Source organism: Candidatus Accumulibacter sp. ACC005 (assembly GCF_907163215.1).
GTDB classification, from domain to species: Bacteria; Pseudomonadota; Gammaproteobacteria; order Burkholderiales; family Rhodocyclaceae; genus Accumulibacter; species Accumulibacter regalis.
Genome location: NZ_CAJQUB010000008.1, coordinates 112,770 through 136,064, shown reverse-complemented (window position 1 = coordinate 136,064; position 23,295 = coordinate 112,770). Strand labels below are relative to the sequence as shown.

Annotated in this window: 24 protein-coding genes and 1 pseudogene; 8 read left to right on the top strand and 17 right to left on the bottom strand. The window is 64.2% G+C overall.

All coding sequences use genetic code 11. The annotated features are described in order from the left end of the window. Nucleotides 1-3: 3 nt before the first annotated feature. The 3 genes from QZ613_RS10790 to QZ613_RS10780 all read right to left on the bottom strand — a co-directional run bounded on the left by QZ613_RS10790 (nt 4) and on the right by QZ613_RS10780 (nt 2,131). Nucleotides 4-999, bottom strand: coding sequence for an NAD-dependent 4,6-dehydratase LegB (locus QZ613_RS10790; protein WP_291982380.1), 996 nt, complete (start codon nt 997-999; stop codon nt 4-6). A 379-nt stretch (nt 1,000-1,378) separates the two neighbouring features. Continuing rightward, complete coding sequence (locus QZ613_RS10785) at nt 1,379-1,597, bottom strand: hypothetical protein (protein WP_291982379.1); 219 nt, start codon at nt 1,595-1,597, stop codon at nt 1,379-1,381. Nucleotides 1,598-1,792: 195 nt separating this feature from the next. Then, nucleotides 1,793-2,131 carry a MarR family EPS-associated transcriptional regulator gene (locus QZ613_RS10780; RefSeq protein ID WP_291982377.1) on the bottom strand — a complete coding sequence of 113 codons (339 nt, stop codon included), beginning with the start codon at nt 2,129-2,131 and terminating at the stop codon, nt 1,793-1,795. A 299-nt stretch (nt 2,132-2,430) separates the two neighbouring features. Between QZ613_RS10780 and QZ613_RS10775 the strand changes: the two are divergent. Next, nucleotides 2,431-2,678 (top strand): annotated as a pseudogene (locus tag QZ613_RS10775) (type II toxin-antitoxin system prevent-host-death family antitoxin). A 53-nt stretch (nt 2,679-2,731) separates the two neighbouring features. Then, the gene (locus QZ613_RS10770; protein WP_291982374.1) at nt 2,732-3,109 is read left to right on the top strand and encodes a type II toxin-antitoxin system VapC family toxin; all 378 of its coding nucleotides are present in this window, start codon (nt 2,732-2,734) and stop codon (nt 3,107-3,109) included. A 364-nt stretch (nt 3,110-3,473) separates the two neighbouring features. On the opposite strand, the gene QZ613_RS10765 is transcribed toward QZ613_RS10770, so the two are convergent. The 9 genes from QZ613_RS10765 to QZ613_RS10725 form a co-directional block, all read right to left on the bottom strand. Next, entirely contained in the window at nt 3,474-3,797 is a 324-nt protein-coding gene (locus tag QZ613_RS10765; protein ID WP_291982372.1) for a DUF4351 domain-containing protein, read from the bottom strand. Between the two features lie 201 nt (nt 3,798-3,998). Beyond that, a complete protein-coding gene (locus QZ613_RS10760) occupies nt 3,999-4,997 on the bottom strand; it encodes a DUF4351 domain-containing protein (RefSeq protein ID WP_291982370.1) in 999 nt (332 codons plus the stop codon). A gap of 624 nt (nt 4,998-5,621) precedes the next feature. Beyond that, nucleotides 5,622-7,304: an IS66 family transposase gene (locus QZ613_RS10755; protein ID WP_291982368.1), complete on the bottom strand. Its 1,683-nt coding sequence runs from the start codon at nt 7,302-7,304 to the stop codon at nt 5,622-5,624. Then, entirely contained in the window at nt 7,301-8,179 is an 879-nt protein-coding gene (locus QZ613_RS10750) for a DUF4338 domain-containing protein (protein ID WP_291982365.1), read from the bottom strand. Before QZ613_RS10750 ends, QZ613_RS10755 begins: the two co-directional genes overlap by 4 nt. A gap of 39 nt (nt 8,180-8,218) precedes the next feature. Next, nucleotides 8,219-8,566, bottom strand: coding sequence for an IS66 family insertion sequence element accessory protein TnpB (gene tnpB / locus QZ613_RS10745; RefSeq protein ID WP_291982363.1), 348 nt, complete (start codon nt 8,564-8,566; stop codon nt 8,219-8,221). Further along, the gene (locus QZ613_RS10740) at nt 8,563-8,982 is read right to left on the bottom strand and encodes a hypothetical protein (RefSeq protein ID WP_291982361.1); all 420 of its coding nucleotides are present in this window, start codon (nt 8,980-8,982) and stop codon (nt 8,563-8,565) included. The genes tnpB and QZ613_RS10740 overlap by 4 nt, the downstream gene beginning before the upstream one ends. Before the next feature lie 386 nt (nt 8,983-9,368). Continuing rightward, the gene (locus tag QZ613_RS10735; protein WP_043563271.1) at nt 9,369-9,815 is read right to left on the bottom strand and encodes a transposase; all 447 of its coding nucleotides are present in this window, start codon (nt 9,813-9,815) and stop codon (nt 9,369-9,371) included. A gap of 58 nt (nt 9,816-9,873) precedes the next feature. Then, complete coding sequence (locus QZ613_RS10730) at nt 9,874-10,392, bottom strand: transcription termination/antitermination NusG family protein (RefSeq protein WP_291982359.1); 519 nt, start codon at nt 10,390-10,392, stop codon at nt 9,874-9,876. Nucleotides 10,393-10,474: 82 nt separating this feature from the next. Then, on the bottom strand, nt 10,475-12,007 hold the full coding sequence (locus QZ613_RS10725) for a helicase HerA-like domain-containing protein (protein ID WP_291982357.1): 1,533 nt from the start codon (nt 12,005-12,007) through the stop codon (nt 10,475-10,477). Nucleotides 12,008-12,147: 140 nt separating this feature from the next. Between QZ613_RS10725 and QZ613_RS10720 the strand changes: the two genes are divergently transcribed. Further along, nucleotides 12,148-12,876: a YebC/PmpR family DNA-binding transcriptional regulator gene (locus QZ613_RS10720; protein ID WP_043563265.1), complete on the top strand. Its 729-nt coding sequence runs from the start codon at nt 12,148-12,150 to the stop codon at nt 12,874-12,876. Nucleotides 12,877-13,255: 379 nt separating this feature from the next. On the opposite strand, the gene QZ613_RS10715 is transcribed toward QZ613_RS10720, so the two are convergent. Beyond that, entirely contained in the window at nt 13,256-14,614 is a 1,359-nt protein-coding gene (locus tag QZ613_RS10715; RefSeq protein WP_043563264.1) for a hypothetical protein, read from the bottom strand. Between the two features lie 490 nt (nt 14,615-15,104). Beyond that, nucleotides 15,105-17,006, bottom strand: a complete 1,902-nt coding sequence (locus tag QZ613_RS10710) for a potassium transporter Kup (protein WP_043563263.1) — start codon at nt 17,004-17,006, stop codon at nt 15,105-15,107. Between the two features lie 351 nt (nt 17,007-17,357). On the opposite strand from QZ613_RS10710, the gene QZ613_RS10705 reads away from it, so the two are divergent. Next, nucleotides 17,358-18,743, top strand: coding sequence for a CorA family divalent cation transporter (locus QZ613_RS10705; protein WP_291863502.1), 1,386 nt, complete (start codon nt 17,358-17,360; stop codon nt 18,741-18,743). A 67-nt stretch (nt 18,744-18,810) separates the two neighbouring features. On the opposite strand, the gene hemL is transcribed toward QZ613_RS10705, so the two are convergent. Genes hemL through QZ613_RS10690 form a run of 3 tightly spaced genes read right to left on the bottom strand, consistent with a single transcriptional unit; the run spans nt 18,811 to nt 21,575 of the window. After that, complete coding sequence (gene hemL / locus QZ613_RS10700) at nt 18,811-20,091, bottom strand: glutamate-1-semialdehyde 2,1-aminomutase (RefSeq protein WP_291982354.1); 1,281 nt, start codon at nt 20,089-20,091, stop codon at nt 18,811-18,813. Continuing rightward, nucleotides 20,063-20,731 carry a thiamine phosphate synthase gene (thiE, locus tag QZ613_RS10695; protein ID WP_291982352.1) on the bottom strand — a complete coding sequence of 223 codons (669 nt, stop codon included), beginning with the start codon at nt 20,729-20,731 and terminating at the stop codon, nt 20,063-20,065. Before thiE ends, hemL begins: the two co-directional genes overlap by 29 nt. Beyond that, entirely contained in the window at nt 20,724-21,575 is an 852-nt protein-coding gene (locus QZ613_RS10690; protein WP_291863507.1) for a hydroxymethylpyrimidine/phosphomethylpyrimidine kinase, read from the bottom strand. Before QZ613_RS10690 ends, thiE begins: the two co-directional genes overlap by 8 nt. Nucleotides 21,576-21,694: 119 nt before the next feature. On the opposite strand from QZ613_RS10690, the gene QZ613_RS10685 reads away from it, so the two are divergent. The 4 genes from QZ613_RS10685 to QZ613_RS10670 all read left to right on the top strand — a co-directional run bounded on the left by QZ613_RS10685 (nt 21,695) and on the right by QZ613_RS10670 (nt 23,270). Next, on the top strand, nt 21,695-21,883 hold the full coding sequence (locus QZ613_RS10685; protein ID WP_043563259.1) for a rubredoxin: 189 nt from the start codon (nt 21,695-21,697) through the stop codon (nt 21,881-21,883). 90 nt (nt 21,884-21,973) lie between these two features. Next, entirely contained in the window at nt 21,974-22,369 is a 396-nt protein-coding gene (locus QZ613_RS10680) for a response regulator (protein ID WP_043563257.1), read from the top strand. A 14-nt stretch (nt 22,370-22,383) separates the two neighbouring features. Further along, nucleotides 22,384-22,746 carry a response regulator gene (locus QZ613_RS10675; protein WP_042330025.1) on the top strand — a complete coding sequence of 121 codons (363 nt, stop codon included), beginning with the start codon at nt 22,384-22,386 and terminating at the stop codon, nt 22,744-22,746. 14 nt (nt 22,747-22,760) lie between these two features. Then, on the top strand, nt 22,761-23,270 hold the full coding sequence (locus QZ613_RS10670) for a chemotaxis protein CheW (RefSeq protein WP_043563256.1): 510 nt from the start codon (nt 22,761-22,763) through the stop codon (nt 23,268-23,270). Nucleotides 23,271-23,295 lie beyond the last annotated feature (25 nt).

Below are 23,295 nucleotides of genomic sequence, written 5' to 3'. Positions count from 1 at the left end.
CGCTCAAAGGTTGTAAATGTCGGATTTGTAGCCGCGTAGGTTCTCGGGCTGAGTAAACCATTCCGCGGTTTCCGCCAAGCCACGTTTGAAACCTTCGCGACCGCCATAGCGGGGCTGCCAGCCGAAAAGTTCCCTGGCTTTGGCGTTATCTGCCCAGAGGCGCTCGACCTCGGATTTTTCCGGACGCAGGCGCGCTTCGTCGGTGATGATTTCGATATCGGTGTTCATGGCTTCGGCGATCAATCGCGCCGTGTCGCCGATGTTGATCTCGAAATTGCTGCCAAAGTTGACCACCTCGCCCAGGCCTTGGTCGGAGTTCAGTGCGGCAATAAAGCCCGCCACAGTATCCTTCACGAAGTTGAAATCGCGTGTGGGTGAGACCGCGCCCAGCTTGATCTGGCGTTTGCCGTTGGCGATCTGCGTGATGATGGTCGGGATCACGGCGCGCGCGGATTGACGCGGACCGTAGGTGTTAAAGGGGCGGGCGATGACCACCGGCAGGCCGAAAGCGGCATAGAACGAATAGGCCAGTTGGTCCGCCGCGATCTTGGTGGCCGAATAGGGCGACTGGCCCTGCAAGGGATGTTCTTCAGTGATGGGGACGAAGCGCGCTGTGCCGTAGACCTCACTGGTAGAGGTATGGATCACCCGTTTCACACCCAACTCGCGTGCCGCCTGCAACACGTTCAGGGTACCTTTGACATTAGTGTCGACATAGGTGTCTGGGGAGTGGTAGGAGTAAGGAATCGCGATCAGTGCGGCTAGGTGCAGCACGGCATCGCACCCTTTCATCGCTTCCTTCACTCCGTGCGGGTCGCGGATATCGCCGGCGAACACATCCAGATTAGCGCGAATATCCTTGGGTGCACGATCAAGCCAACCCCAGGAGTTGAAGGAGTTATAGAGCACAAAGGGACGCGCATTGTATCCCTCGCGGACGAGGGCTTCAGTGAGATGCGAGCCGATGAAGCCATCGGCACCAGTAATGAGTACTTTCATTTGCGTTTCAACCAATGATTAATTCTGTAAAGCGTAATCGGAAACCCAGCGGCGTTCTTCCCAAGCTCAGAGGTGGCCCAGGGCCTCGTCACTTGGCTGTCATAGGTGGTTATCGCCCGATAAATCGCGCTCCTACAGGTGAGGTTCGGGGGTCATCGCTACAACTGGCGTGGGAGGCTCGACGGCTCATGAGCGTTGTGGGCGGCGCATCGGCATTCTGGCCAACGCTGGCCCGTCCGGAGGAGCCGGATTCATCTGGCAACCTTTTTTGGGCGCCTGCGCCTCATCCAGACACGCTACCGCCATACCAGAATGCTTGGGCATTCAGCATGTTGCACGGCTTCGCCGGTGGGCACTGCGCTCACCCGGGTTCGACCGATTACGGCGGGGTTCTGATCTTCTTGTTGGCTTGGGCATCAGTATCCACGAGGGCGCCCGGATGGGCTGTGACATTGAGCACGATTCTTGCGATCTGGCTGACGGCGTGCGACGGGACGGCGTTGGTGGCGTTGTACCGGGCGATGGTACCTGATTTGCTGGCGAGTGGTTTGTCGCCCGATTCATCGAGCGACCCTCTATTCACCAGACTGCGCAACATCCAGGCACGCTACCGCCATGCCAGAATGCCTGGGCATTCAGCAGATGGTGCGCCTTGCAGGTGAGCACAGCCCTCCCCGGGGTTTGGCCGCCTCCGGCGCTTCGCCGGAGCGGCGGTTTTTTCGTGCCTTGCCGCTGTTTACTTTTTCGGGCAGCCTGGCGGCTTCTTCAAGTTGGCACTACGGTTTGTCGCGGTTCAGCCTTGATCGTCCTGCGCGGCCAGCTCGGCGCGCATACCTTCGATTTCCACTTTCATCGCGACATACTCCTCTTCCTTGCGGGCAAGGTAGTCGCGGGTCAGGCACAGCCTGGCACGGATGCCTTCGGGAGTCAGCAGGTAGGCGTATTTCAGCTTGTCTTCGGCGCGAAGGAAGCTGCCGGCTTTGATGTAGCCTTTTTCGAGCAGCGCCTTGAGCAGGTAATTGGTCTTGCCCAAACTGGCGCCAAGCCGTTCAGCAAGCTGCCGCTGGCTGATCTGTGGCTCTTCCTCGACGATTCGGAGGATACGCAGGTGCACTTGCTCGGCCGGGGTCATGGTTTCTTGTTCAACAAATGAACGCGGATGATAGGGGATGTTGGCGCAAGGGGCAAGGGCGATTGCGGTTTCATGTAGGAGCCCGATTCATCGGGCGATTGGCGGGTGGGTGACCTCGGGGCGCTTCGACGGGGTGGCAGGTCGTCATCGCCCGATAAATCGGGCTCCTACAGGGGGGAGCGTGACGGCGGATCGCGCGATGACGGCGCTCGTGGCGGCTTACAGCTGGCGGGTTTTGCGATGCTGGGCTACGCACTCTGGCTCGACTAGACTCATCTCGTCATTCAACGGAGGTAGCCATGGCGACCGTGAACATGCTGGAGGCGAAGTCGAACTTGTCGCGCCTTGTTGAAGCCATCGAACAGGGCAAGGAACGGGAAATCGTCATTGCCCGGAACGGACGACCAGCAGCGCGCCTGCTTCCGCTCGCGGAGCAACCGCCAGAGCAGCGCATTGGCGTGCAAGGGGCGCTTTCGACGTCCCGGACGATATCGACGCGAACAATGAAGACGTGGCTCGGCTGTTTCTGCAGAGGATTGGATCTTGAAGCTTCTGCTCGACACCCATGTCGCATAGTAGGCTGTTGCCGATCATCCCGGCTTGTCGGCAAAAGCTCGCGAACTGATCCTCGCGCCAAAAAACACGATCTGGGTCAGTGCTGTGACGATATGGGAAATCAGCATCAAACACAGCCTGGGACGAGGTGACATGCCGGTGTCTGGAAAGCTTGCGCTGGAATATTTTCGCCAGGCGAGATACCGCCTGCTTCCTGTAGAACCCGAACATGCTGCTGCGATCGAAGGGCTCCCCGCACACCACCAGGATCCCTTTGACCGCCTTCTTGTGGCGCAGGCCCTGACCGAAACGATGCGACGGGTCACGCACGATGGCCTGGTCGCTCGTTTCAGTGATGGTTTTCTTTGCATCCGAGTTGAGAGGCAACGCCGCTGGTGGCGGCCGCCGCCGCGCTTGAGCTGACCTGGAAGCGTTGGCGGAACACCTGCCGACATGTAGGAGCCCGATTCATCGGGCGATTGGCGGGTGGGTGATCGCGGGCGCTTCGACGAAGCGACACGTCGTCATCGCCCGACAAGTCGGGCTCCTACAGGGGGATGGTCGGCTATAGCGAAGCGGGCAGGTCAGAGATCCAGCCGCGCCGCCCGGCTTCGGCAAGAGCCAACATGTAGGAGCCCGATTCATCGGGCGATTGGGCGGCTGGGTGACCTCGGGCGCTTCGACGGAGCGACGCGTCGTCATCGCCCGATGAATCGGGCTCCTACAGGGGGTGAGGTGCGTGGATGTTTTCGCCTGACGGATTGGGCGGTGGCGGTGTTTGTCTGCTTCAACCCTGATCGAAAATTTCGTCCAGCGATCGCGCGTCGAGCACCTTGATGGCCCAGCTTTCGAGCTGCTCGACGGTGGCCCCGCCCAGTCGGATGCGTACAGAGTCGGGCAGCGCACCGAAGCGACGGGCGAGAAGGCTCTGCAGGAGTGCGGCCTCGCCTTCCTGGCGGCCTTCCTGGCGACCTTCCTGGCGACCTTCCTGGCGGCCTTCCTGGCGACCTTGTTGCAATCCTTGCTGCAAGCCTTTTTCGATTCCGAAGCGTTCGGCAGAGGTGACGTAAGGCATGGTGACGTTCCTTTCCAATGTGTAGACTTCGTCCATCAGCCGCTTCTCGGGCTCGGTCGGCAACGCGCCTGCCAACATGTAGGAGCCCGATTCATCGGGCGATTGGGCGGCTGGGTGACCTCGGGCGCTTCGACGGAGCGACGCGTCGTCATCGCCCGATGAATCGGGCTCCTACAGGGGGCGAGGTGCGTGGATGTTTTCGCCTGACGGACTGGGCGGTGGCGGTGTTTGTCTGCTTCAACCCTGATCGAAAATTTCGTCCAGCGATTGTGCGTCGAGCACCTTGATGGCCCAGCTTTCGAGCTGCTCGACGGTGGCCCCGCCCAGTCGGATGCGTACAGAGTCGGGCAGCGCACCGAAGCGACGGGCGAGAAGGCTCTGCAGGAGTGCGGCCTCGCCTTCCTGGCGGCCTTGCTGGCGACCTTCCTGGCGACCTTGCTGCAAGCCTTGTTGCAAGCCTTGCTGCAAGCCTTTTTCAATTCCGAAGCGTTCGGCAGAGGTGACGTAAGGCATGGTGACGTTCCTTTCCAATGTGTAGACTTCGTCCATCAGCCGCTTCTCGAGTTCGGTCGGCAAGCGCATCAGCCAGTCGATGACGCTGAACAGGTCGATGATGCGCTGCTTGTCCCAGTTGCGTTCGTAGAGGAGCTTGGCCAGCCACCATTTTGCCGCATAACGTTGTTCAGGGTCACCTTTCGTCTTGCGGGTGAATAGGTGCGCGGCGGTAACCAGGGCAAAGGGATTGGTATCGGCCAGCAGAGCTTCGACCTGATCCGCGTAATCGAGGAGCTTTACGGTCGGGAAGCGGATACCCATTTCGCAGCCGAACAGCCGGTAGCCGAAGTGAGTGGGTTTCCAGTTTTCGCCATCGTCGGCCAGCACGGCGAGGGTGGCGACTGGCCGGCGGTAGCGGTCGTAGAGCCGGTAGTTGTAGGTAAACAGGCGCTCAGGGAAATTGGCGTCGTGCTGTCCCTGGACCTCGACGTGAATGTAGACCCACTGCTCGCCCGCGTCGCGAATACTTACCTGGACGAGGCGGTCCACCAGCCGTTTGCCGAGTTCGGCATCCTGCACGATCTGGGCGAGTTCCTGATCGAGGAAGACGTGTGCTTGCTGCCAGTCTATTTCAGCGTGGGCGAGCGGGAAATAGAAGGCCATGAACTCGGGAAAGTAGCGCGTGATCGCGTCTTTCCACGGGGTGTCGTAGTCGTCGCTCGCTGGTACCTCGTTGTCCATGGGTGGCTGCTCGACGCAAGATGATCACGATAACGCGACTGAAAGGACGGTGGGTTCCATTCGTTGCAGACATGGCGATGATGCGATTTTTTGCCTCGGAGCTCAACGATTTTCGCTACCGAGGATAGCGGTGGGTTCTCGAGCGGCTGGGTGAGCTTGGGCGCTTCGACAACATGGTGCGTCGTCATCGCCCGATGAATCGGGCTCCTACAGGGGGAGGTGCGTGGCGGTTGTGGCCTGGCAGATCGGGGCATCGGCATGTTCGTAGGCGTACGGCAACGCGCCGGCCAACCTGTAGGAGCCCGATTTATCGGGCGATTGGCGCTTCGTGTAATCGAGCGCCTTTGACAGCACGGTGCGTTGTCATCGCCCGATGAATCGGGCTCCTACAGGGGGGAGGTGCGTGACGGTTGCGGCCTGTCAGATCGGGGGATAGGCATATTCGTAGGCGTACGGCAACGCGCCGGCCAACCTGTAGGAGCCCGATTTATCGGGGTGTGCTTTCGGCAACGCTGCAACGCCCCCCCGCAACCGCGCGCACGCCGCCCGAGCGCGGGGGCAATCTAGCTTCTGGAGGATGCTCGGGCGAGCAAGAAGAGCGGCGGAACCCTGCCGCTCGGCGACTCAGTCCGGCGCCGCTTCAGCCTCGGCGTGGGCCAGCGCCTCGGTATAGTTCCAAGGCATCCACGCCGACGGATCGAGCGCAACGGTCGCCACATGGCGCTGTAGAGTGACGAGGTAGTCGAACGGCTCGATCTGGTGCAGTTCCGCGGTATGAATCAGGCTCATGAACAGATCGCCGACCCGCGCCCCATTCAAGGTCCGATAGAACAACGCATTCTTCCGATGCAGGATCGCCTTCTTGAGGATTCTCTCGCAAACATTGTTGTCGATCGGGGCGCCCGCCACGCGCAGGAAGAGCGTCAGCTTCTGCCAGTGATTCTGCATGTACGAGATTGCCTGCCCGAGCCCCGAGTGAGGCTCCACGGTGTGTTCCGCGAACTGCCGGGCCATCCAGTCCTCGAGCGCCTGCAGGCGCGGGGCGCTCTCCTGCTGGTGCAGGCGCAGGCGCTCCGGCGGCGAAAGACCTTTCCGCCGCGCCTGCTGGTCGGTGCGGAAGACCTCGCGTAGCGTCGTGAGGACGAAGGCGACTTCGTCGGGAAAGGCATTGGCCACGTCGACGTACTTGCGTCGCGCATGCGGAAGACACGAAGCGGCCAGGGTCGGATGATCGCCCGGCTTGTTGCGAGACAAACCATCGGACATCTGGATCGGCGGATCCGGCGCCTCACGGCGGTCGAGCACCTCGGCGAGGTGTTCGCCGGCATGGCAGGGCCCGGTCTTGAACAACGCGATCGGACCGTGTGCCGTCTCGGCGACCAGCCCGGAAGTGAACACCCCGGTGCGATCCGCGCGGGCGCCCGGCGGCAGCGCCTCGGTGCGCGCCTCCTGGGTGAAGTTGAGAATACGCATCGTCGTATCGTCGTTGTAGAGCACCGACCCCTCGGCCGCCTGCTCGGCCAGTTCCGCAAAGGCCGGCGTCAGGCGGGCCGCCGCTTGCTGCACGACCTCCCACTGGGTCGCCGCCGGCAACGGAATGGCCAGCGCCTTCTCGAGCCGCGCGATGCGGTGGAACGGCAAACCGCAGCCGTACTTCAGGAGCGCGATCATCGCCGCGGCGGTCTCGTCGTATTTCGCCTCGCCGACACCTGCCGGTGGCTCGGCTGTGAACACCGTGCCACAGAGTCCGCAGCGCAACCGTTCCAGTTCATAGACCTGCGCCGCCAGGGGCGCCACCCCGGTCACGCGAACCAGCAGCGCCGGCGCTCGTCGTTGCCCGTACAAGCGACCCTCACAACCCGGCTCGGGGCAGGGATCGCCGTGCTTCAAGCGCGCATGGGCGACCGCGATGCGTGGCGCGCGGGGATAGTCCTCGGCCCCGTTGCGACCGTGCCCGGGGCGCTTCTTCCTCTCGCGTCGCGGGTCCGGATCGGCCGTGCCTGTCGCCGCACCAGCGGGGGCCGTTTCGCCGGCCGCTGCCGGCGGACGCTCGCCCGTCTTCTCTTCCCCGAGAACCGCAGCGGTGCGCTCGCTCGGCGAGCCGAAGACGATCCGCTGCACCCGTGCCAGCGTGGTCTGCGTCGACTCAAGCTCGGCGGTCACCCGCGCGAGGGTGTCCACCGCCGCCTTGAGGGTGGCCTGCTCGGCCTCGGGCAAGGCGCCGTCGCGGGTGCGCTCGACAATGGCGTTGAGCTCCTGAATCGGGACCTGGATCCGCCGGGGCGGTTTCTGCCGGCGCCGGGTCATGCCAGAGCCCCGAGGCGGCGACGGAAGTCCGCGTGCAGCGGGTAAGCGAGGACTTGCTTGCGGGAACGATTGGGGCGATGGCTCAGGTCGTCCTTGCCGCGACCGGTGGTCAGGCCCAGTTCCTGCCAGTTGGCCGCCCGGTAACAGGTCCCCGCGTAGCGCTCGGGATCGACAAAGGTCTCCAGATAATGCACCGGATGGCCATAGAGCGTCTGCCAGTCGGCGCCAATCCGGCGCGCGACTCGGCCCAGGAGGTGCGAGGCCAGATGCGGGACACGCACCCAGGGCAGGATCAGGAAGCGGCTCTGGTAGGCGATCTCGTGGACATGCGCCCGGCGCACGGCCGGCGACCAACCGATGAAGCCGTCACGCGGAGCGAGGTGGCGGGGCGCCGAGGTGAAGCCCAGACAGGCGAGCGGTCGCCCTTGGCTGAACGCCAGGTACTTGAGCTGCTCGCCGACACCCTGCATCGGGCCGAGGTAATGCGCCTCGGCGATCAGGTGATCGAAGAGTCCTTCCAGTGGCGTGCGGCGGACCGCCACCAGTTCGACGGGGCGCAAGGCGCGAAGAGGCTGTTCCAGCGGCGAGCGGTCCACGGCCACCGGCGGCGGCCGGCGGCGGACAATGGCGTTGTTCGGTGGGCGGTGGCGGACTTCTGGCAGGCAGATGTGCTCGGCCCGGTGCAGGGCGAGCAGCAGGCTGCGGCAGACCATGTCGCGCAGCGCGCCATTGGGCTGACGCCAGTCCCAGTGTTCGCACAGGCGTTGCGAGAAGGCCCGGCGGCTGGCGTCGGGATGCGCCTTGAGCAGGGCGCGGATGGTGTCGAGGTCGCCGGTAGTGACCGTGCGGCCGCGGTAGCAAAGGATCGTGGACACGCCGACCGTTATACCGGCTCCGGGCGTGGAACGCAAGCGTCAGGCGAGTACCCGCCAGGGCGGCATCCCCCCGGCCGCCGCGTAATTGCCTCCCGAGAGCAGCACCGCCAGGGCGTGCGGGGCGAGCACCTGTCCCGGCGAGTCCCGGGGCCAGAACCGGAAGCGGCCCTGCGAGAGGCGCTTCTGACACAGCCAGAAACCTTGACCGTCATAGACCAGGAGTTTGACCGCCGTGTGCCGGCGGTTGCGAAAGACGAACAGGGCACCGCTGAAGGGGTCTTCGGCCAGGACCTGGCGCACGCGCTGGGCCAGGCCGTCGATGCCGCAGCGAAAGTCGGCCGGCTCGGCGGCGACCCAGACGCGCAGGCGCGGGCTCAGCGCGATCACGAGCTTGTCTGCCACAGGCTGCGCGCGACCTCGGCGATGTCGCTGTTGGCCGCACGCGGCAGTTCGATGCGCAGCGCCCGGCCGTGCCGGTCAGAGAGAACCAGGACGCACGGCGACGGGGCAAGCGGCAGGCCAAAGTCGAGTTCGACGAACTCCGCCGAGGGCGCCGATGAGCGCACGCCGGCGGCGGGTCGCTTGGCTGTGACTGTGCTGGCCAGCCGGCGCTTCAGGCTGGTGTAGTCGAGTTTCAGGGCAACGGCGACCTTGGCGATGCCGTACCGCTCGGCGAGTTCGATCGCTCGCGACCAGAGGTCTTCCGGGATACGCGGACTGCGCGGGCGGGTCTTCCGCCATTCAGCGAGGGTGGCCGCGGTGTCGGCCAGTTGGGGGTCGGACAAGGGTAGGGACGGCGCCATCGGGAGGCCTCTGGATCAGTGAATACGGGCCTACCACGCTACCAGACCGCCTCGGCGATTTCATGCAGCGTTGCCGAAAGGACACGATTTATCGGGCGATTGGCGCTTCGTGTAATCGAGCGCCTTTGACAGCACGACACGTCGTCATCGCCCGATGAATCGGGCTCCTACAGGGGGGAGGTGCGTGACGGTTGCGGCCTGTCAGATCGGGGGATAGGCATATTCGTAGGCGTACGGCAACGCGCCGGCCAACCTGTAGGAGCCCGATTTATCGGGCGATTGGCGGCTGGGTGACCGCGGGCGCTTCGACGCTGCGAGGCGTTGTCATCGCCCGATGAATCGGGCTCCTACAGGGCGTGAGTGCGTGACGGGTCGGGCGATGGGCTCTAAATCCAGACGGCATCCCAGTGCGGGTAGTCTCCCAATCGCTCAACCAAGCCGGCGCGCACGGGGTTGTGGACGACGTAGCGTGCCACGGCCGCAAGATCTTCATCGCGGCGCACGGCGCGATCGTGGAATCCTTTTTGCCAGATTCGGCGGCCCAAGCTCAGACTCACCTTGGCGCGGTAGATGCGCACAGCGTCGCTGACGCTGACCTCCGACGCCAGCTCCAGCAACCAATGGACATGGTCCGGCATGACCACGAAGGCCAGCGTCGTGCCGTAGCGGCGCACTGCTCGCTCATTGAAGCAGCGAGCAGCCTGGTGTGCCGTGGCGAAGTGCTCGAAGACGCGCGCTCGTTCGGCGGTCACCAGGGTTAGCAGGTAGACCTGCCCGGATTGTGAGCAGCGGCCCTGGCGGAGATCTTCGGCGTGGGGTTGGCTGGGGGGCATGGCTGCGGTTCGCTGCGTGTCGTGGTTTCGCCCGATGCATCGGGCGATGACCGCTGCCTCACGTCAGCGTCACGTGTCCAGCCGGCACAGCGATTGCCTTTTCGCGACCGAGCAGGCTGAGCATGACGACGACCCGCTCCTCGGCGATCGCGGACACGATGCCGGACAGGCCCTTGAGCGGCCCGGCAGCGATCTCGACGCTGTCACCGGCATGAAAAGGGTGCACTTTCTCGTCCACTGCCGCGGCCTGACGTTCAGCCAGTGAGCGAATTGCGGCCAGCGTCGCCTCATCCAGGGTGGCGGGGATGCCGCCAAAGCTGACCAGTCCGCTGACGCCGGGCGTGCTGCGAATCGGGCCGATGCTCTGTTCGGGGCGACCGCAACGGACAAAACTGTAGCGCGGGAACATCACCTGCTGCCGCTTCGTCCAGCCAGCCCTGGCTTTTTCCCATTGCGTGAGCATGGGCAGGAAGACCTCGTAGCCCTGCTCCTCGAGCTTGCGCACGGCCAGCGCCTCGCGACGAGGCTTGCAGAGGCAGACATACCAGGGATTGATTGGAGATAGATTGGTAGACATGGGGCGACAGTGACAGAGGGCTCGGAGGGTGCAGGAGCGGTGATGGATGAGGAGGACAGGAACTCAGCGGGAGGACAGAAACTCAGCGCCGCCGCGAGCCGCCGCCGAGCAGCGAACCGAGCACGCCGCGAATGAGCTGACGACCGACTTGCGAGCCAATCGCTCGCGCCGCGCTCTTGGCGGCCGTGGTGGCGACCGAATCGCCGCCACGCGAGCGACCGCCGCTGGAACCTCCTCCGAAGAGGTCGGCGAGGCCGCCGAGCCAGCCGCCGCTCGACGACGAGTCTGGCTGCGGCTCGCTGGCCGCCGGCTGCGGCGCGCCAGCAGCGTCTGCGGGAGCGGCGGCCTGAGCCCGCAGCATCTCGTAGGCCGACTCGCGATCGACCACCGCCTCGTAGTGCCCGTAGATCGTCGACGCCTTGATCACCGCCTGCCGCTCGTCGGCGGTCTGCGGCCCCATGCGCGAGGCGGGTGGCAGGACGAAGGCGCGCTCGACGACGTTCGGCCGCCCTTTTTCGTCGAGAAAGGAAACCAGCGCTTCGCCGACGCCGAGTTCGGTGATCGCCGTCTCGGCGTCGAAACGCGGATTGGCGCGCAGCGTCTGCGCTGCCGCGCGGACGGCTTTCTGGTCGCGCGGCGTGAATGCGCGCAGCGCGTGCTGGACGCGGTTGCCGAGCTGGCCAAGCACGCTGTCGGGGATGTCGAGCGGATTCTGGGTGACGAAATAGACGCCGACGCCTTTCGAGCGAATCAGCCGCACCACCTGTTCGATCTTTTCCAGCAAGGCCGCCGGCGCTTCGCTGAACAGCAGATGCGCCTCGTCGAAGAAGAAGACCAGCTTCGGTTTCTCGACGTCGCCGACCTCGGGCAACTGTTCGAAAAGCTCGGCCAGCAACCAGAGCAGGAAAGTCGAGTACAGCCGCGGCGAAGTCATCAGCTTGTCGGCGGCGAGGATATTGACCACTCCCCTACCGTTGTCGGTCTGCATCAGGTCGGCGATGTCGAGCATCGGTTCGCCGAAGAAGACGTCGCCGCCCTGGTCGCCAAGGTTCAGCAGGCCGCGCTGGATGGCGCCGATCGACGCCGCCGAGACATTGCCGTACTCGCTGCTGAAGGTCTTGGCGTTCTCGCCGACGTGCTGCAGCATCGCCCGCAGATCCTTGAGGTCGAGGAGCAGCAGGCCGTTGTCGTCGGCAATCCTGAATACCATTTGCAGGACGCCGGTCTGGGTGTCGTTGAGATTCAGCAGACGCGCCAGCAGGACCGGCCCCATGTCCGAAATCGTCGCCCGCACGGGGTGGCCCTGCTCGCCGAAGACGTCCCAGAAAGCGACCGGGCATTTGCTCGGCGTGTGCTCCTTGATGCCCAGCGCGTCAAGGCGCGCCTGCATCTTTGTCGACACGCTGCCCTCTGCCGCCAGACCCGAGAGATCCCCTTTCACGTCGGCCATGAACACCGGCACGCCGATCTCCGAGAAACGCTCGGCGAGAACCTGCAGGGTCACCGTTTTTCCGGTACCGGTGGCGCCGGTAATCAGGCCGTGCCGGTTGGCAAGCGCCGGCAACAGGGCCAGTTCGGTGTCTTCGTGCTTGGCGATGGCGAGGGGTTTGCTCATGGGCGACTCCGGAAAGTAGGGACTGGGAGGGATGAGAATTCGCGAGGTGCTAGAATGCCGACCTTGATTATCAACCATTTGCGGCCAGGTTTGTTGCCCCGGCAACGCCTGCAGCAAGATCGCGATCAGTAGAGGTGAGCATGGCAGGACATTCCAAATGGGCAAACATCCAGCACCGCAAGGGTCGCCAGGATGAAAAACGCAGCGCTTCATTCTCCAAGCTTGCCAAGGAAATCACCGTTTCGGCCAAGATGGGCGGCGGCGACGCGGCCTTCAACCCGCGCCTGCGCGTGGCCATCGACAAGGCCAAGGGCGTGAACATGCCCAAGGACAAGATCGACAACGCGATCAAGAAAGGCACCGGCGAACTCGAAGGCGTCGATTACGTCGAGATTCGCTACGAAGGCTACGGCATCAGCGGCGCGGCGGTCATCGTCGATTGCCTGACCGACAACCGCACGCGCACCGTCGCCGACGTGCGACACGCCTTCAACAAGTACGGCGGCAATCTCGGCACCGATGGCTGCGTCGCTTTTCAGTTCACCCACTGCGGGCAGTTGCTGTTCGCCCCCGGTACCGACGAAACGGCGCTGATGGACGCGGCGATCGAAGCCGGCGCCGAAGACGTGCTCAACAACGACGACGGATCGGTCGAAGTGATCACCGCGCCGGGCGACTATTTTTCGGTCAAGGACGCGCTCGAAGCCGCCGGCTTCGTAGCCGAGTACGGTGGCGTGACGATGAAGGCCGAGAACGAGACGCCGCTCACCGGCGACGAAGCGCAGCGCATGCAGAAGCTGATCGACGCCCTCGACGCGCTCGACGACGTCCAGGACGTCTATACCAACGTCGTCATGGACGAAAACTGAAGAGCGAGCAGCCCGGCTGACTGAAAGTCGCGTCGGGAATGCGCAATGCGTAATGCGAATGCGCAATGCGGACTGCGGACTGCGGACTGCGGCGCCACGCCCGCCTGCCCGTCATTGCGAGGAGGCGTAGCCGACGCGGCAATCCAGAGGTCTTGTTTTTCGCCTGGCTGATGCGACGAACCATTGGTCAGAGAATGGAACTGGATTGCCGCGTCGGCTGCGCCTCCTCGCAATGACGGGGGCGGGGGCAACGGTGTGCGCCGACCGAGGTGCAGTCACACAGGCACCACAGGGATTTCGCGCCACTTTCAGTAGTTGCCGAAATACTCGTCAGGAATGCAAGACCACACTGGCGAGCACAGGGCCTGACGACGGAAATCTACTGCAGTGCGCCCGCGGTCAGGGGGATTCCGGCGGGCAGCGGGCGGGTTCCGGCGGGTAGTTTGAATTCGGCGCTGGGGGCCAGGCTCTGCTGACGCGCAAAGCCGGGCGGTGTCGCCGTGCCGCGCAGGGGCGAGTTGTTGGGCAGCCTGAACGCCAGCCCGGCGCCATCGACCAGCAGCGAGCGATCGACGACCAGGTTGCCGTCATGGCGACCGGGCCCCAGTGGCGCGAAAACCGCATGCCCAACGAGCAGGTTGTTGACCGCCCAGACTTCGGTGCCGGGCGGCATCTTGTCGCTCCAGACGTGCAGGAAGCGGCCAACGAGCAGGGGATCTACGAGCGTGTTGTGGGCCAGGTAGAGCGCGTTGTCGGGCCAGTGCGGACCTTCGGCGCCGTAGGAAACCAGCTCCCGGTTGTCGGTGTTGTCGCTTTGCCCGATGATGTTGCCGATCACCCACGCCAGGCCGCCGTTCGGAAACTCGAGCTCGTACGAGGCCCGGCCGTCGGGACCGTCGACCAGCAGGTTGTAGAGGATGGAACTTTCGCGCGCCCGCGACTTGATCAGGTGACCGCGAAAACCCTGCTGGAAGCGACTCCCCCTGACGCTCAGCCGCGCGATCTGGCCCGCGTAAAGCAGGTGATGCAGCGCGCCGGCGTGCTTCGGCGCCTCACCGAACTCGCTGTCCTCGACTTCGAGTTCGGCGTCGGCGAAATTGCTGGTCAGGATGCCCATCTCGTTGTCGAAAAACGCGCAGCGAACGACTTTCAGATGGCCTTTTTCGAAGCGGATGCCGGCGCCGTTACCGTCGGGGACGCGAGCCCCCCTGAATTCGACGTTCTCGATCAGCATGTTGGCGTTGCGCACCACCCACAGGGCCTTGCCCTCGGCGTGGTCGCCGTCGGCGATCAGCCGCGGCCGCTTGCCGATCCCCCGTATGGTCAGCCGCGCCTGCGTCCACACGACAGCCTGCTGCCGGTAGTCGCCGGAGCGAATCTCGATGGTGTCACCGTCGCGCGCCATGCGCGCCGCTTCCGGGATGCTGCGCACCGGCTCCTGTGGACCGACGACGATGGTCCGGCCACCCGCTGCAGCCGCCGGCGCTTTCTTCCCGCCGAGCTGAGCCGGCGCCGCCGGCTGGCTAGCGGCAGCGTCGGCCGGCCCGGATGACGCGCCTGATGCGCCGTCCGGCGGCGTCTTGACCACTTCCAGCTGGCCTTGATCATTGCGCCGGATGCGGCCCAGATCGGTCGATTCGAATGGCCGCGGGTCGGCGAGTGCGGTGAGTGCGGTGAGCGTGGTGAGCGCCAGCGCGCCCAGTGCCAGCGCTGTCAGACAGCGTCTTGCGAAAGCCATTTCTTTCTCCCCGTTCGGTTGCCCGGTGACAGTGCCGTCCCGATTCTCGCCGATCGGCGGGCAGCCGTGCAATCACCGCGGGCGAAGCGACGGGCGCTGGTGGAACGTCTGCCCGGATCTGGCGACGCCGGCAGCCGTAGGAAACGGGCGAAATCCGGCCAGCGCACGGGTTTCACGTGCTGTCAGGGGCTTTGAGAGTCGCATCGAAAACGCGGCGCGACACCCGCCCGCACGTCATTGCGAGGAGGCGCAGCCGACGCGGCAATCCAGAGGTTTTGTTTTTCGCCTGGCCGATGGGGCGCACCCGTCGTCAGAGAATGGAACTGGATTGCCGCGTCGGCTGCGCCTCCTCGCAATGACGGGGGCTGGGGGATGGTTGCCCGGATCTGGCGACGCGGGCGCGGGAATGGAGCGGGCAAAATCCGGCCACCGCACAGGTGTCACGCGGCGGTCAGAGGCGCTGAAAGCTCATCAAGAATGTCGCACTACCCTACAGCTCGACCTGCGAGCCGAGCTCGACGACGCGGTTGGGCGGGATCCTGAAATAGGCGGTGACGCTCTCGGCGTTGCGGAACATCCACGTAAACAAGACCTGCCGCCAGCGCGCCATCTGCGAACGCTGGGTAAGCGGGAGCCTGACGACCGTCTCGCGACCGAGGAAGAACGAGGTTTCCATCATCTCGAAGGGCAGTCCCTGTTCGGCGCACAGCTCCAGGGCGCGCGGCAGGTTGGATTCGTCACTGAAACCATAGCGGACATATACGCGATGGAAGCCGCCGCTGAGCGCTTCGACGCGTACGCGCTCGTCGTCGGGGATGTGCGGCACGTCCTCGGTGTCCACGTGCAGGAGGACGACGCGCTGGTGCAGGACCTTGTTGTGGTACAGGTTGTGGAGCATGGCCCGCGGCACACCATCCGGTGAGGCGGTGAGAAAGACGCTGGTGCCGTCGACGCGCTGCGGCCCACCGGTGGCGATACTGGCCAGGAAGGCGTCGAGCGGCATCGAATCCTGCTGCAGTCTCTCGCTGAGCAAGCGGCGACCAAGCTTCCAGGTGGAGAGGAGCAGAAAGACCGCCAGCCCAAGCACAAGCGGAAACCAGCCACCATCGAGGATCTTGATCACGTTGGCCGAGAAGAAGGCAAAATCGACGACGACGAAAAACACCAGGAAGAGGATCGCACGCGGCCAGCTCCAGTTCCACAGCGCGTGCACCACGACAAAGGCGAGGATGGTATCGATCATCATGGTCAGGGTAACGGCGATACCGTAGGCCGCGGCCAGGTTCGACGACGAGCGAAAACCGAGCACGACGGCAATCACCGCCAACAACAGCAGCCAGTTGATGTTCGGAACGTAGATCTGGCCTTTTTCGTGCAGCGACGTGAACTTGATCTGGATGCGCGGACAATAGCCCAGTTGCATGGCCTGGCTGGTGAGCGAGAAGGCGCCGGAGATCACCGCCTGCGAAGCGATCACCGTGGCCAGGGTGGCCAGGACGACGAGGGGGATGAGCAGGACCGGATGCGGCACCAGCCGGAAAAACGGGCTGCTGATCGCCGTTGGATCGGCGAGCAACAAGGCCCCCTGGCCGAGGTAGTTGAGGTAGAGCAGCGGAAAGACGCAGGCGAACCATGCCCACTTGATCGAGCGGCGACCAAAGTGACCCATATCGGCGTAGAGTGCTTCGCCGCCGGTGATCGCCAGCACCACCGATCCCAGCGCCAGGAAGGCCATTCCCTGGTGGTCGAAGATGAAAACCAGCGCGTACCAGGGATTGATGGCCACGAGAACGTACGGATGCTCGATCACGTTCCACAAGCCGAGCGCGCCAAGCGTGGCGAACCAGAACATCATCAGCGGGCCGAACAAGGCGGCAACGGCAGCCGTTCCGTGCCGCTGAAAGGCAAACAGCACCACCAGAATGCCGACGGTGACGGGCAGCACGTAGGGCTTGAGCAGCGGCGTCACGACTTCAAGCCCCTCGACGGCCGAGAGCACCGACATCGCCGGAGTGATCACGGCGTCGCCGTAAAAAAGCGCGGCGCCGAAAATTCCCAGCGCCGACAAGGCCCACAACAGGCGTGGCGAGGCATTGGCGGTACGCAGGGCGAGGGCGGTCAGGGCCATGATGCCACCCTCGCCCTTGTTGTCGGCGCGCATGATGAACAGCACGTACTTGAGGGAGACGGTGATCGTCAGCGCCCAGAAAACCAGCGACAGAATTCCCAGGACGGTGTCGGTGTCGATCGGCAGCGGATGGTGACCGCCGAAGACCTCCTTCATGGTGTACAGCGGGCTGGTGCCGATGTCGCCAAAGACGACGCCCATCGCCGCCAACGCGGTCGCTGCCAAACGCGGACTCGCGCCCTGTTCTGCGTTCTCGGTGCTCATTGCCCCTCCGTGAATTCTGCTCGCGATGCGATTGCCCGGTTCTTCCTCGCCCTGGCGGCGGGTCGGGCAGGCAGATGCAGCCTGTCACGGCTCAGCGTTGGGAAGTCACCCCCAGAAGTTCTCTTCGCCCCCTGCAGGGAGGCGACGAAGGCGCGATTCTAGGGCCAATTCAAGGCGACAACAAGGAGCAAAAAAGGCCCTTTCTCAGAAGCGACGGAGGCGCTGGCGCTGGCGCGATTTCATCCTGTTTCGATTGAGGAAAAAAGCTTCGGAGAGGGTGCATCCTGTCCGCCCGGCAGTGCTACACTCGCGCGCTTTGTAGTACGGCATTCACATCGGCGAGGTGAGACTTTGAGCGACGAAAACAAGCGGCTGGCGCCCGATGCGCTGGAAAAAGGCATCGCCGACGTGCATCTCAGCGAGGTGCGCTCGCTCCTCTCGCTGCAAAAACGCGTCGAGGAACTCGTCGAACCGTTGTTGCGCGAGCAGGACACGCCAGCGCTCGACGACGCCAGCGCCGAGATTCAGCAACAGTATCGCCGCGAATTGCGCCAGAAGCTCAAGCTGATGCCGGCAAAGGAGGTGGCCTATATTCTTGAGTCGCTGGAAGCGAATGAGCGCCTGATCGTCTGGGAAGAAGTCAAGGAAGGCGCCGATCCGATCCTGGCCATCCTTTCCGACGACGTCCTCGAAGAGCTGATCGACGACAGCCACTACCGCAACGAGAAGACGGTAGTCACCGCTTTCGAACTGGTCGACGGCCACCTGCGCCAGATCGCCATCACCCGCCCCGAGGAACTGCAGGGCCTGAACCCGATCTGGGTTGACCTGATCGCGCCGACGAAGAAGATCCGCGGCTGGATTGGCCGCCGCTTCGACGTCGACCTGCCCGATCCCGGCAGCCTGACCGACCTCGAAGCCAGCGCCCGCTTCTACGTCGACGAAGAAGGGCATACGCACCTGCATTCGGACTTCCTGCTCGACACCAAGGAAGAGTCGCGCAACGTCCCGGTGGCCCTGATCCTCAAGAACGACATCCTGTTCACGATACGCACCGAGGAACTGCCGGTGTTCCGCCTGCAGCGCGCGCGTGCGCGCACCCGGCCCGGCTACGTGACCGACGGCAAGGACGTCCTGCTCGACCTCTACGCGGCCGACGTGGAGTACTCGGCGAACGCGCTGGAGGATGTGTACGCCGAGCTGGAGCGGGTCGGCAGGCAGGTGCTGCGCTCGCATATCACCGACCAGGAAGCGACCCAGATCCTGGCCGCCGTTTCCGAAGCCGAGGACCTCAACGGGCGCACGCGACGGAACGTGCTGGATACGCGGCGGGCGCTGTCGTTCCTGCTGCGTGGCCGCTTCCTGTCCGAGGAGCAACTCGCCGACGGACGCGAAATCCTGCGCGACATCGAATCACTCGACGGCCACACCGCTTTCCTGTTCAACAAGATCAACTTCCTGATGGACGCCACGGACAGCGCGATCAACATCAACCAGAACAAGGACATCAAGCGACTGACGGTGCTCAGCGTGATCTTCATGCCGATCAACGTCCTCGCCGGCATGGGGGGAATGTCCGAGTTCTCGATGATGACCGAGGGCATTCCCTGGCCGGCCGCCTACGCGGCCTTTCTGGTCGCCATGATCTTCGTCGGCAGCTGCATGTATGTCGGCGTGAAGTATTTCGAGAAGCGCCGAATCAAGAGCAATCGCGCTGCCAACCGCAGGACCGCCTGACCAGGGCGGTCCTGCGCCAGCGGGCGCTGCGTCGTCGCGCGCGCCCTGCCCGCCTCTCCCCGGCCAGCTACCAGGCCTTGAAAACCGCTTCGGCAGCAGCGACCGTCGCCGCAATGTCGGCCTCGGCGTGCGCCGCCGAAACGAAGCCCGCTTCGAAGGCCGCCGGAGCAAAATAGTGGCCGGCGTCGAGCATGCCGTGAAAGAAGCGGTTGAAGGCCTGCTGATCGCAGCTCATCACCTCGCCGTAGCTTTGCGGACACTCGGGACGAAAGTAGAGGCCGAACATGCCGCCGACGGCCTGCGCCGAAAACGGCACGCCGTTCCTTGCCGCCGCCGCGCGCAAGCCGTCGGTCAGCTGTCGGGTACGTTGCGTGAGCTGCTCGTAGAAACCGGCCGCACGGACACACTTCAGCGTCGCCAGACCAGCGGCCACGGCGACCGGATTACCGGACAGCGTGCCCGCCTGGTAGACCGGCCCGAGCGGTGCGACCTGGGCCATGATCTCCCGGCGACCGCCGAAAGCGCCCACCGGCAGGCCACCGCCGATCACCTTGCCGAGCGTGGTCAGGTCCGGCGTGATCCCGTACAGGCCCTGCGCGCACCCGGCGCCGACCCGGAAACCGGTCATCACCTCGTCGAAAATCAGCACCGCGCCGTGCTCGCTGCACAACTTGCGCATCGCCTGCAGGAATTCGGGCCGCGGCATGACCAGGTTCATGTTGCCGGCGACCGGTTCGACGATCAGCGCGGCAATCTGCGCGCCGTGCTCGGCAAAGGCGGCTTCCAGTCCGGCCGTGTCGTTGTAGTCGAGAACCAGGGTGTGCCGGGCAAGATCAGCGGGTACCCCGGCGGAACTGGGGTTGCCGAGGGTCAGCATCCCCGAACCGGCCTTGACCAGCAGACTGTCCGAATGGCCGTGGTAACAACCTTCGAACTTGATCAGCAGGTCCCGCCCGGTGTGGCCGCGCGCCAGGCGGATGGCACTCATCGTCGCCTCGGTCCCGGAACTGACCAGGCGAACCATTTCCAGAGACGGCAGCGACTCGCACAGCAGCTCGGCCATGTCGACCTCGCTTTCGGTCGGCGCGCCAAAGGACAGCCCCTTGCGCGTCGCTTCCTGAACCGCCGCCAGCACCCCGGGATGCGCGTGGCCGAGAATCAAGGGTCCCCACGAGCCGACATAATCGACGTAGCTCTTGCCGTCCGCGTCGGTGACATGGGCGCCGGAACCGGCGACGAAGAAGCACGGCGTACCGCCGACCGACTTGAAAGCGCGCACCGGCGAGTTGACGCCACCCGGTATGTGCTTCTGGGCACGCTCAAAAAGTTGTTGATTGTGGGAGATCACGAGCATTTTCCTCGAATAATTGGTAATAGGCGGCGGCGCGCGACGCCACGTCAGGCGCCTCGAAGAGATCGCTGATCACGGCCAGCAAGTCGGCGCCGGCGGCGAGCAGAGGCGCGGCGTTCTCGACCGTGATACCACCAATGGCGCAGGCCGGCACCTGCAATTCGGCGCGACAACGGGTCATCAGCGACGGCGAGGCACGCACCGCCAGCGGCTTGGTCGACGACGGGTGCATGGCGCCAAAGGCAAGGTAATCCGCGCCGAGCGCAGCCGCCGCCCGGGCGCGCTCGAAGTCGTCGTAGCAGGATGCGCCGAGCAGGCGAGCGCCACCCAGCGCCTCGCGCGCCGTCGCCAGCTTGCCGTCGGTGGCGCCCAGGTGCACACCGTCGGCGCCCACCGCCAGCGCCAGTGCCAGATCGTCGTTGATCAGCAAGCGGGCGCCGAACTGCCGGCAAAGGGCGAGCAAGGCGCGCGCCGTCTCTGCCTGGCGGGTCGTGTCGCCACCCTTGTCGCGATACTGGACAAAGGCCGCGCCACCCTGCAGCGCCGCCCGAACGCGGTCAAGAAGGACGTTGGCGGCGAGGCAATCCGGGGTGATCGCGTAGAGGCCACGCAGCGACTCGCGCACGGCGTCAGGCAAGGGGATCACCGCCACCGGCGCGCAGCCGGAAGAAGCGATCCGGCAGGTACTGGCCCATGCCGACCCGGAAACCGGCAGCCAGCGCTTGCCAGGTGTAGTCCTGCGCGGCCTGCGCGGCCTCGCAGACCGGCATGCCGCGGGCGAGATGGGCAGCTATCGCCGAGGCCAGCGTACAGCCCGACCCATGGTAGCTGCCGGGCAGGCGATCCCAGCTGTCGCTGCGCAACAGACCCGCGTCGCGTCCGTAAAGCCGATTGACGACGCGCGGCGTGTTGTCATGCGTTCCGGTCAACAGCAGGTACTCGCAACCAAGGGAGAGCAGGCGCTGCGCACAGACGTCGACATCGACAGCCTGATCGCCGTGCGCAGCTTGCGCCGGGTCGGCGAGTCGGCGAGCTTCGAGCGTATTCGGCGTCAGGATCGTGGTCAGCGGCAGGAGGAGCTCGCGCAAGGCGGCGATCATTTCGTCATCCGCCAGTTCATCGCCGCGCCCGGAGGCCAGGACCGGGTCGAGGACGACCGGCAGCAGCGGGTAATCGGCGAGGATATCGGCGATGATCAGGATGTTGTCGGCGCTGCCCAGCAGGCCAATCTTGAACGCCGCTACCGGCATGTCCTGGAGCAGGGTGCGCGCCTGATCTTCGACCCAGTCGGCATCGATGGCGAGAATGCCGGCGACGCCGAGCGAATCCTGGACAGTCAGCGCCGTGGTCACCGAAAGGGCGTGGCAGCCGAGCGCCGAGACAGTCATCAGGTCGGCCTGCAGGCCCGCTCCGCCGGAGGGGTCGCTGGCCGCGAAGCTCAACACGATCGGTGGCGGCATTCGGGCAGAAAAGGAGTTCATCGGTGCAGGGCCGCGGTCAGCCAAGATTTTCCGTCAAAAGAAAGTCTTGGCAGCAAGAGAGGGGTTTGGCTAGAATCTATCGGATTTTCGCCGATTCTAACCGAAAACCGACGGTAGCCATGAACACAGCAAACGACCAACAGTACCTGACCTGGATGTGCCTCACCTGCGGCTTCATTTATGACGAGGCGGCGGGCCTGCCAGACGAAGGCATCGCGCCCGGGACCCACTGGCAGGACGTGCCGATCAACTGGACCTGTCCGGAATGCGGTGCGCGCAAGGAAGACTTCGAAATGGTCGAGATTTGAAGACAATGCGTTATAGTAATGTCAGCAGGAGATGACGTCGGAAAAGTGACGCCCTCAAGATAAAAACCTGACGCACTCGGGAGGAGACAATTGGCTGAAGCGGCAAGTCTGCGCGGCGTCAAGGTCATGGTCATTGACGACAGTAATACCATACGTCGCAGCGCGGAAATATTTCTTGTCCAGGCCGGCTGCCAGGTATTGCTGGCGGAGGACGGTTTCGATGCCTTGGCAAAAATCGCAGATCATCAGCCAGCAGTCATTTTCTGTGACATCGTAATGCCGCGACTCGACGGCTATCAGACCTGTGCGCTGATCAAGAAGAACCAGCGTTTCCGCGCCACGCCGGTGATCATGCTGTCGTCCAAGGACGGCCTGTTCGACCGCGCGCGCGGTCGCATGGTCGGCTCGGACCAGTATCTGACCAAGCCATTCACCAAAGACAGCCTCCTGCAAACGGTGGCGAATTTTGCACCGCGGTCAGCCTGAGAGAGCCAGACACCATGACCATCAAGAAAATCCTCGTCGTTGACGATTCGCCCACCGAGCGCCATGTCATGAAAGCCTTATTGACCAGCAGTGGCTATGAGGTCATTACGGCGGACAGCGGCGAAGAAGGAATCGCCAAGGCGAAGAGCGAACTGCCGGATCTGATCCTGATGGACGTGGTCATGCCCGGCCTCAATGGCTATCAGGCGACCCGCACCCTGACCCGCGACGAGGCGACGCGCAACATTCCGGTCATCGTATGCACGACCAAGGGGCAGGAAACCGACAAGATCTGGGGCCTGCGCCAGGGCGCGCAGGATTACCTGGTCAAGCCCGTCAACGGCCCTGAGCTGCTGGCCAAGATTGCGGCACTCTGACTGCCCGCAAGCGCATGACCAAAAAGATCAGCCTGCACGATTTTCAGTCTTACCTGGCGGCACGGCTGGCCGGCACGGGCAATCAGAGTTCGGCAGGCTTGCTCGGCATCCAGGCGGGCCCCGACTACTGGCTCCTGGACCTGGCCGACTCCGGCGAAATCGTTCCGCTGACCCCGCTGACCAGCGTGCCGTTGACGCTGCCGTGGTTCGCCGGCGTCGCCAATATTCGCGGCAACCTGTACTCGGTGGTCGACCTGGCGGCCTTTCTCGGCAAGGAGGCAACGCCGCAGAATGCCAGCTCCCGGCTGCTGTTGATCGGTACCCGCCACGGCAGCAACGCCGCCTTGCTGGTCACGCGCATGATTGGATTGCGCAATGTTGAAGCCTTGCATCCGGAGGCGGCCGACGCGGCAGCGCCAACCTGGGCGCAGGAGTCCTACAGCGACAACGAGGGGCGGCGCTGGAAGAAGCTCAAGGTCCGGGAGCTGCTGGCTGACGAGGCGTTCATGGACATTGGCGTATGAGCCGCTTGATCGAGCAAGGGCATCG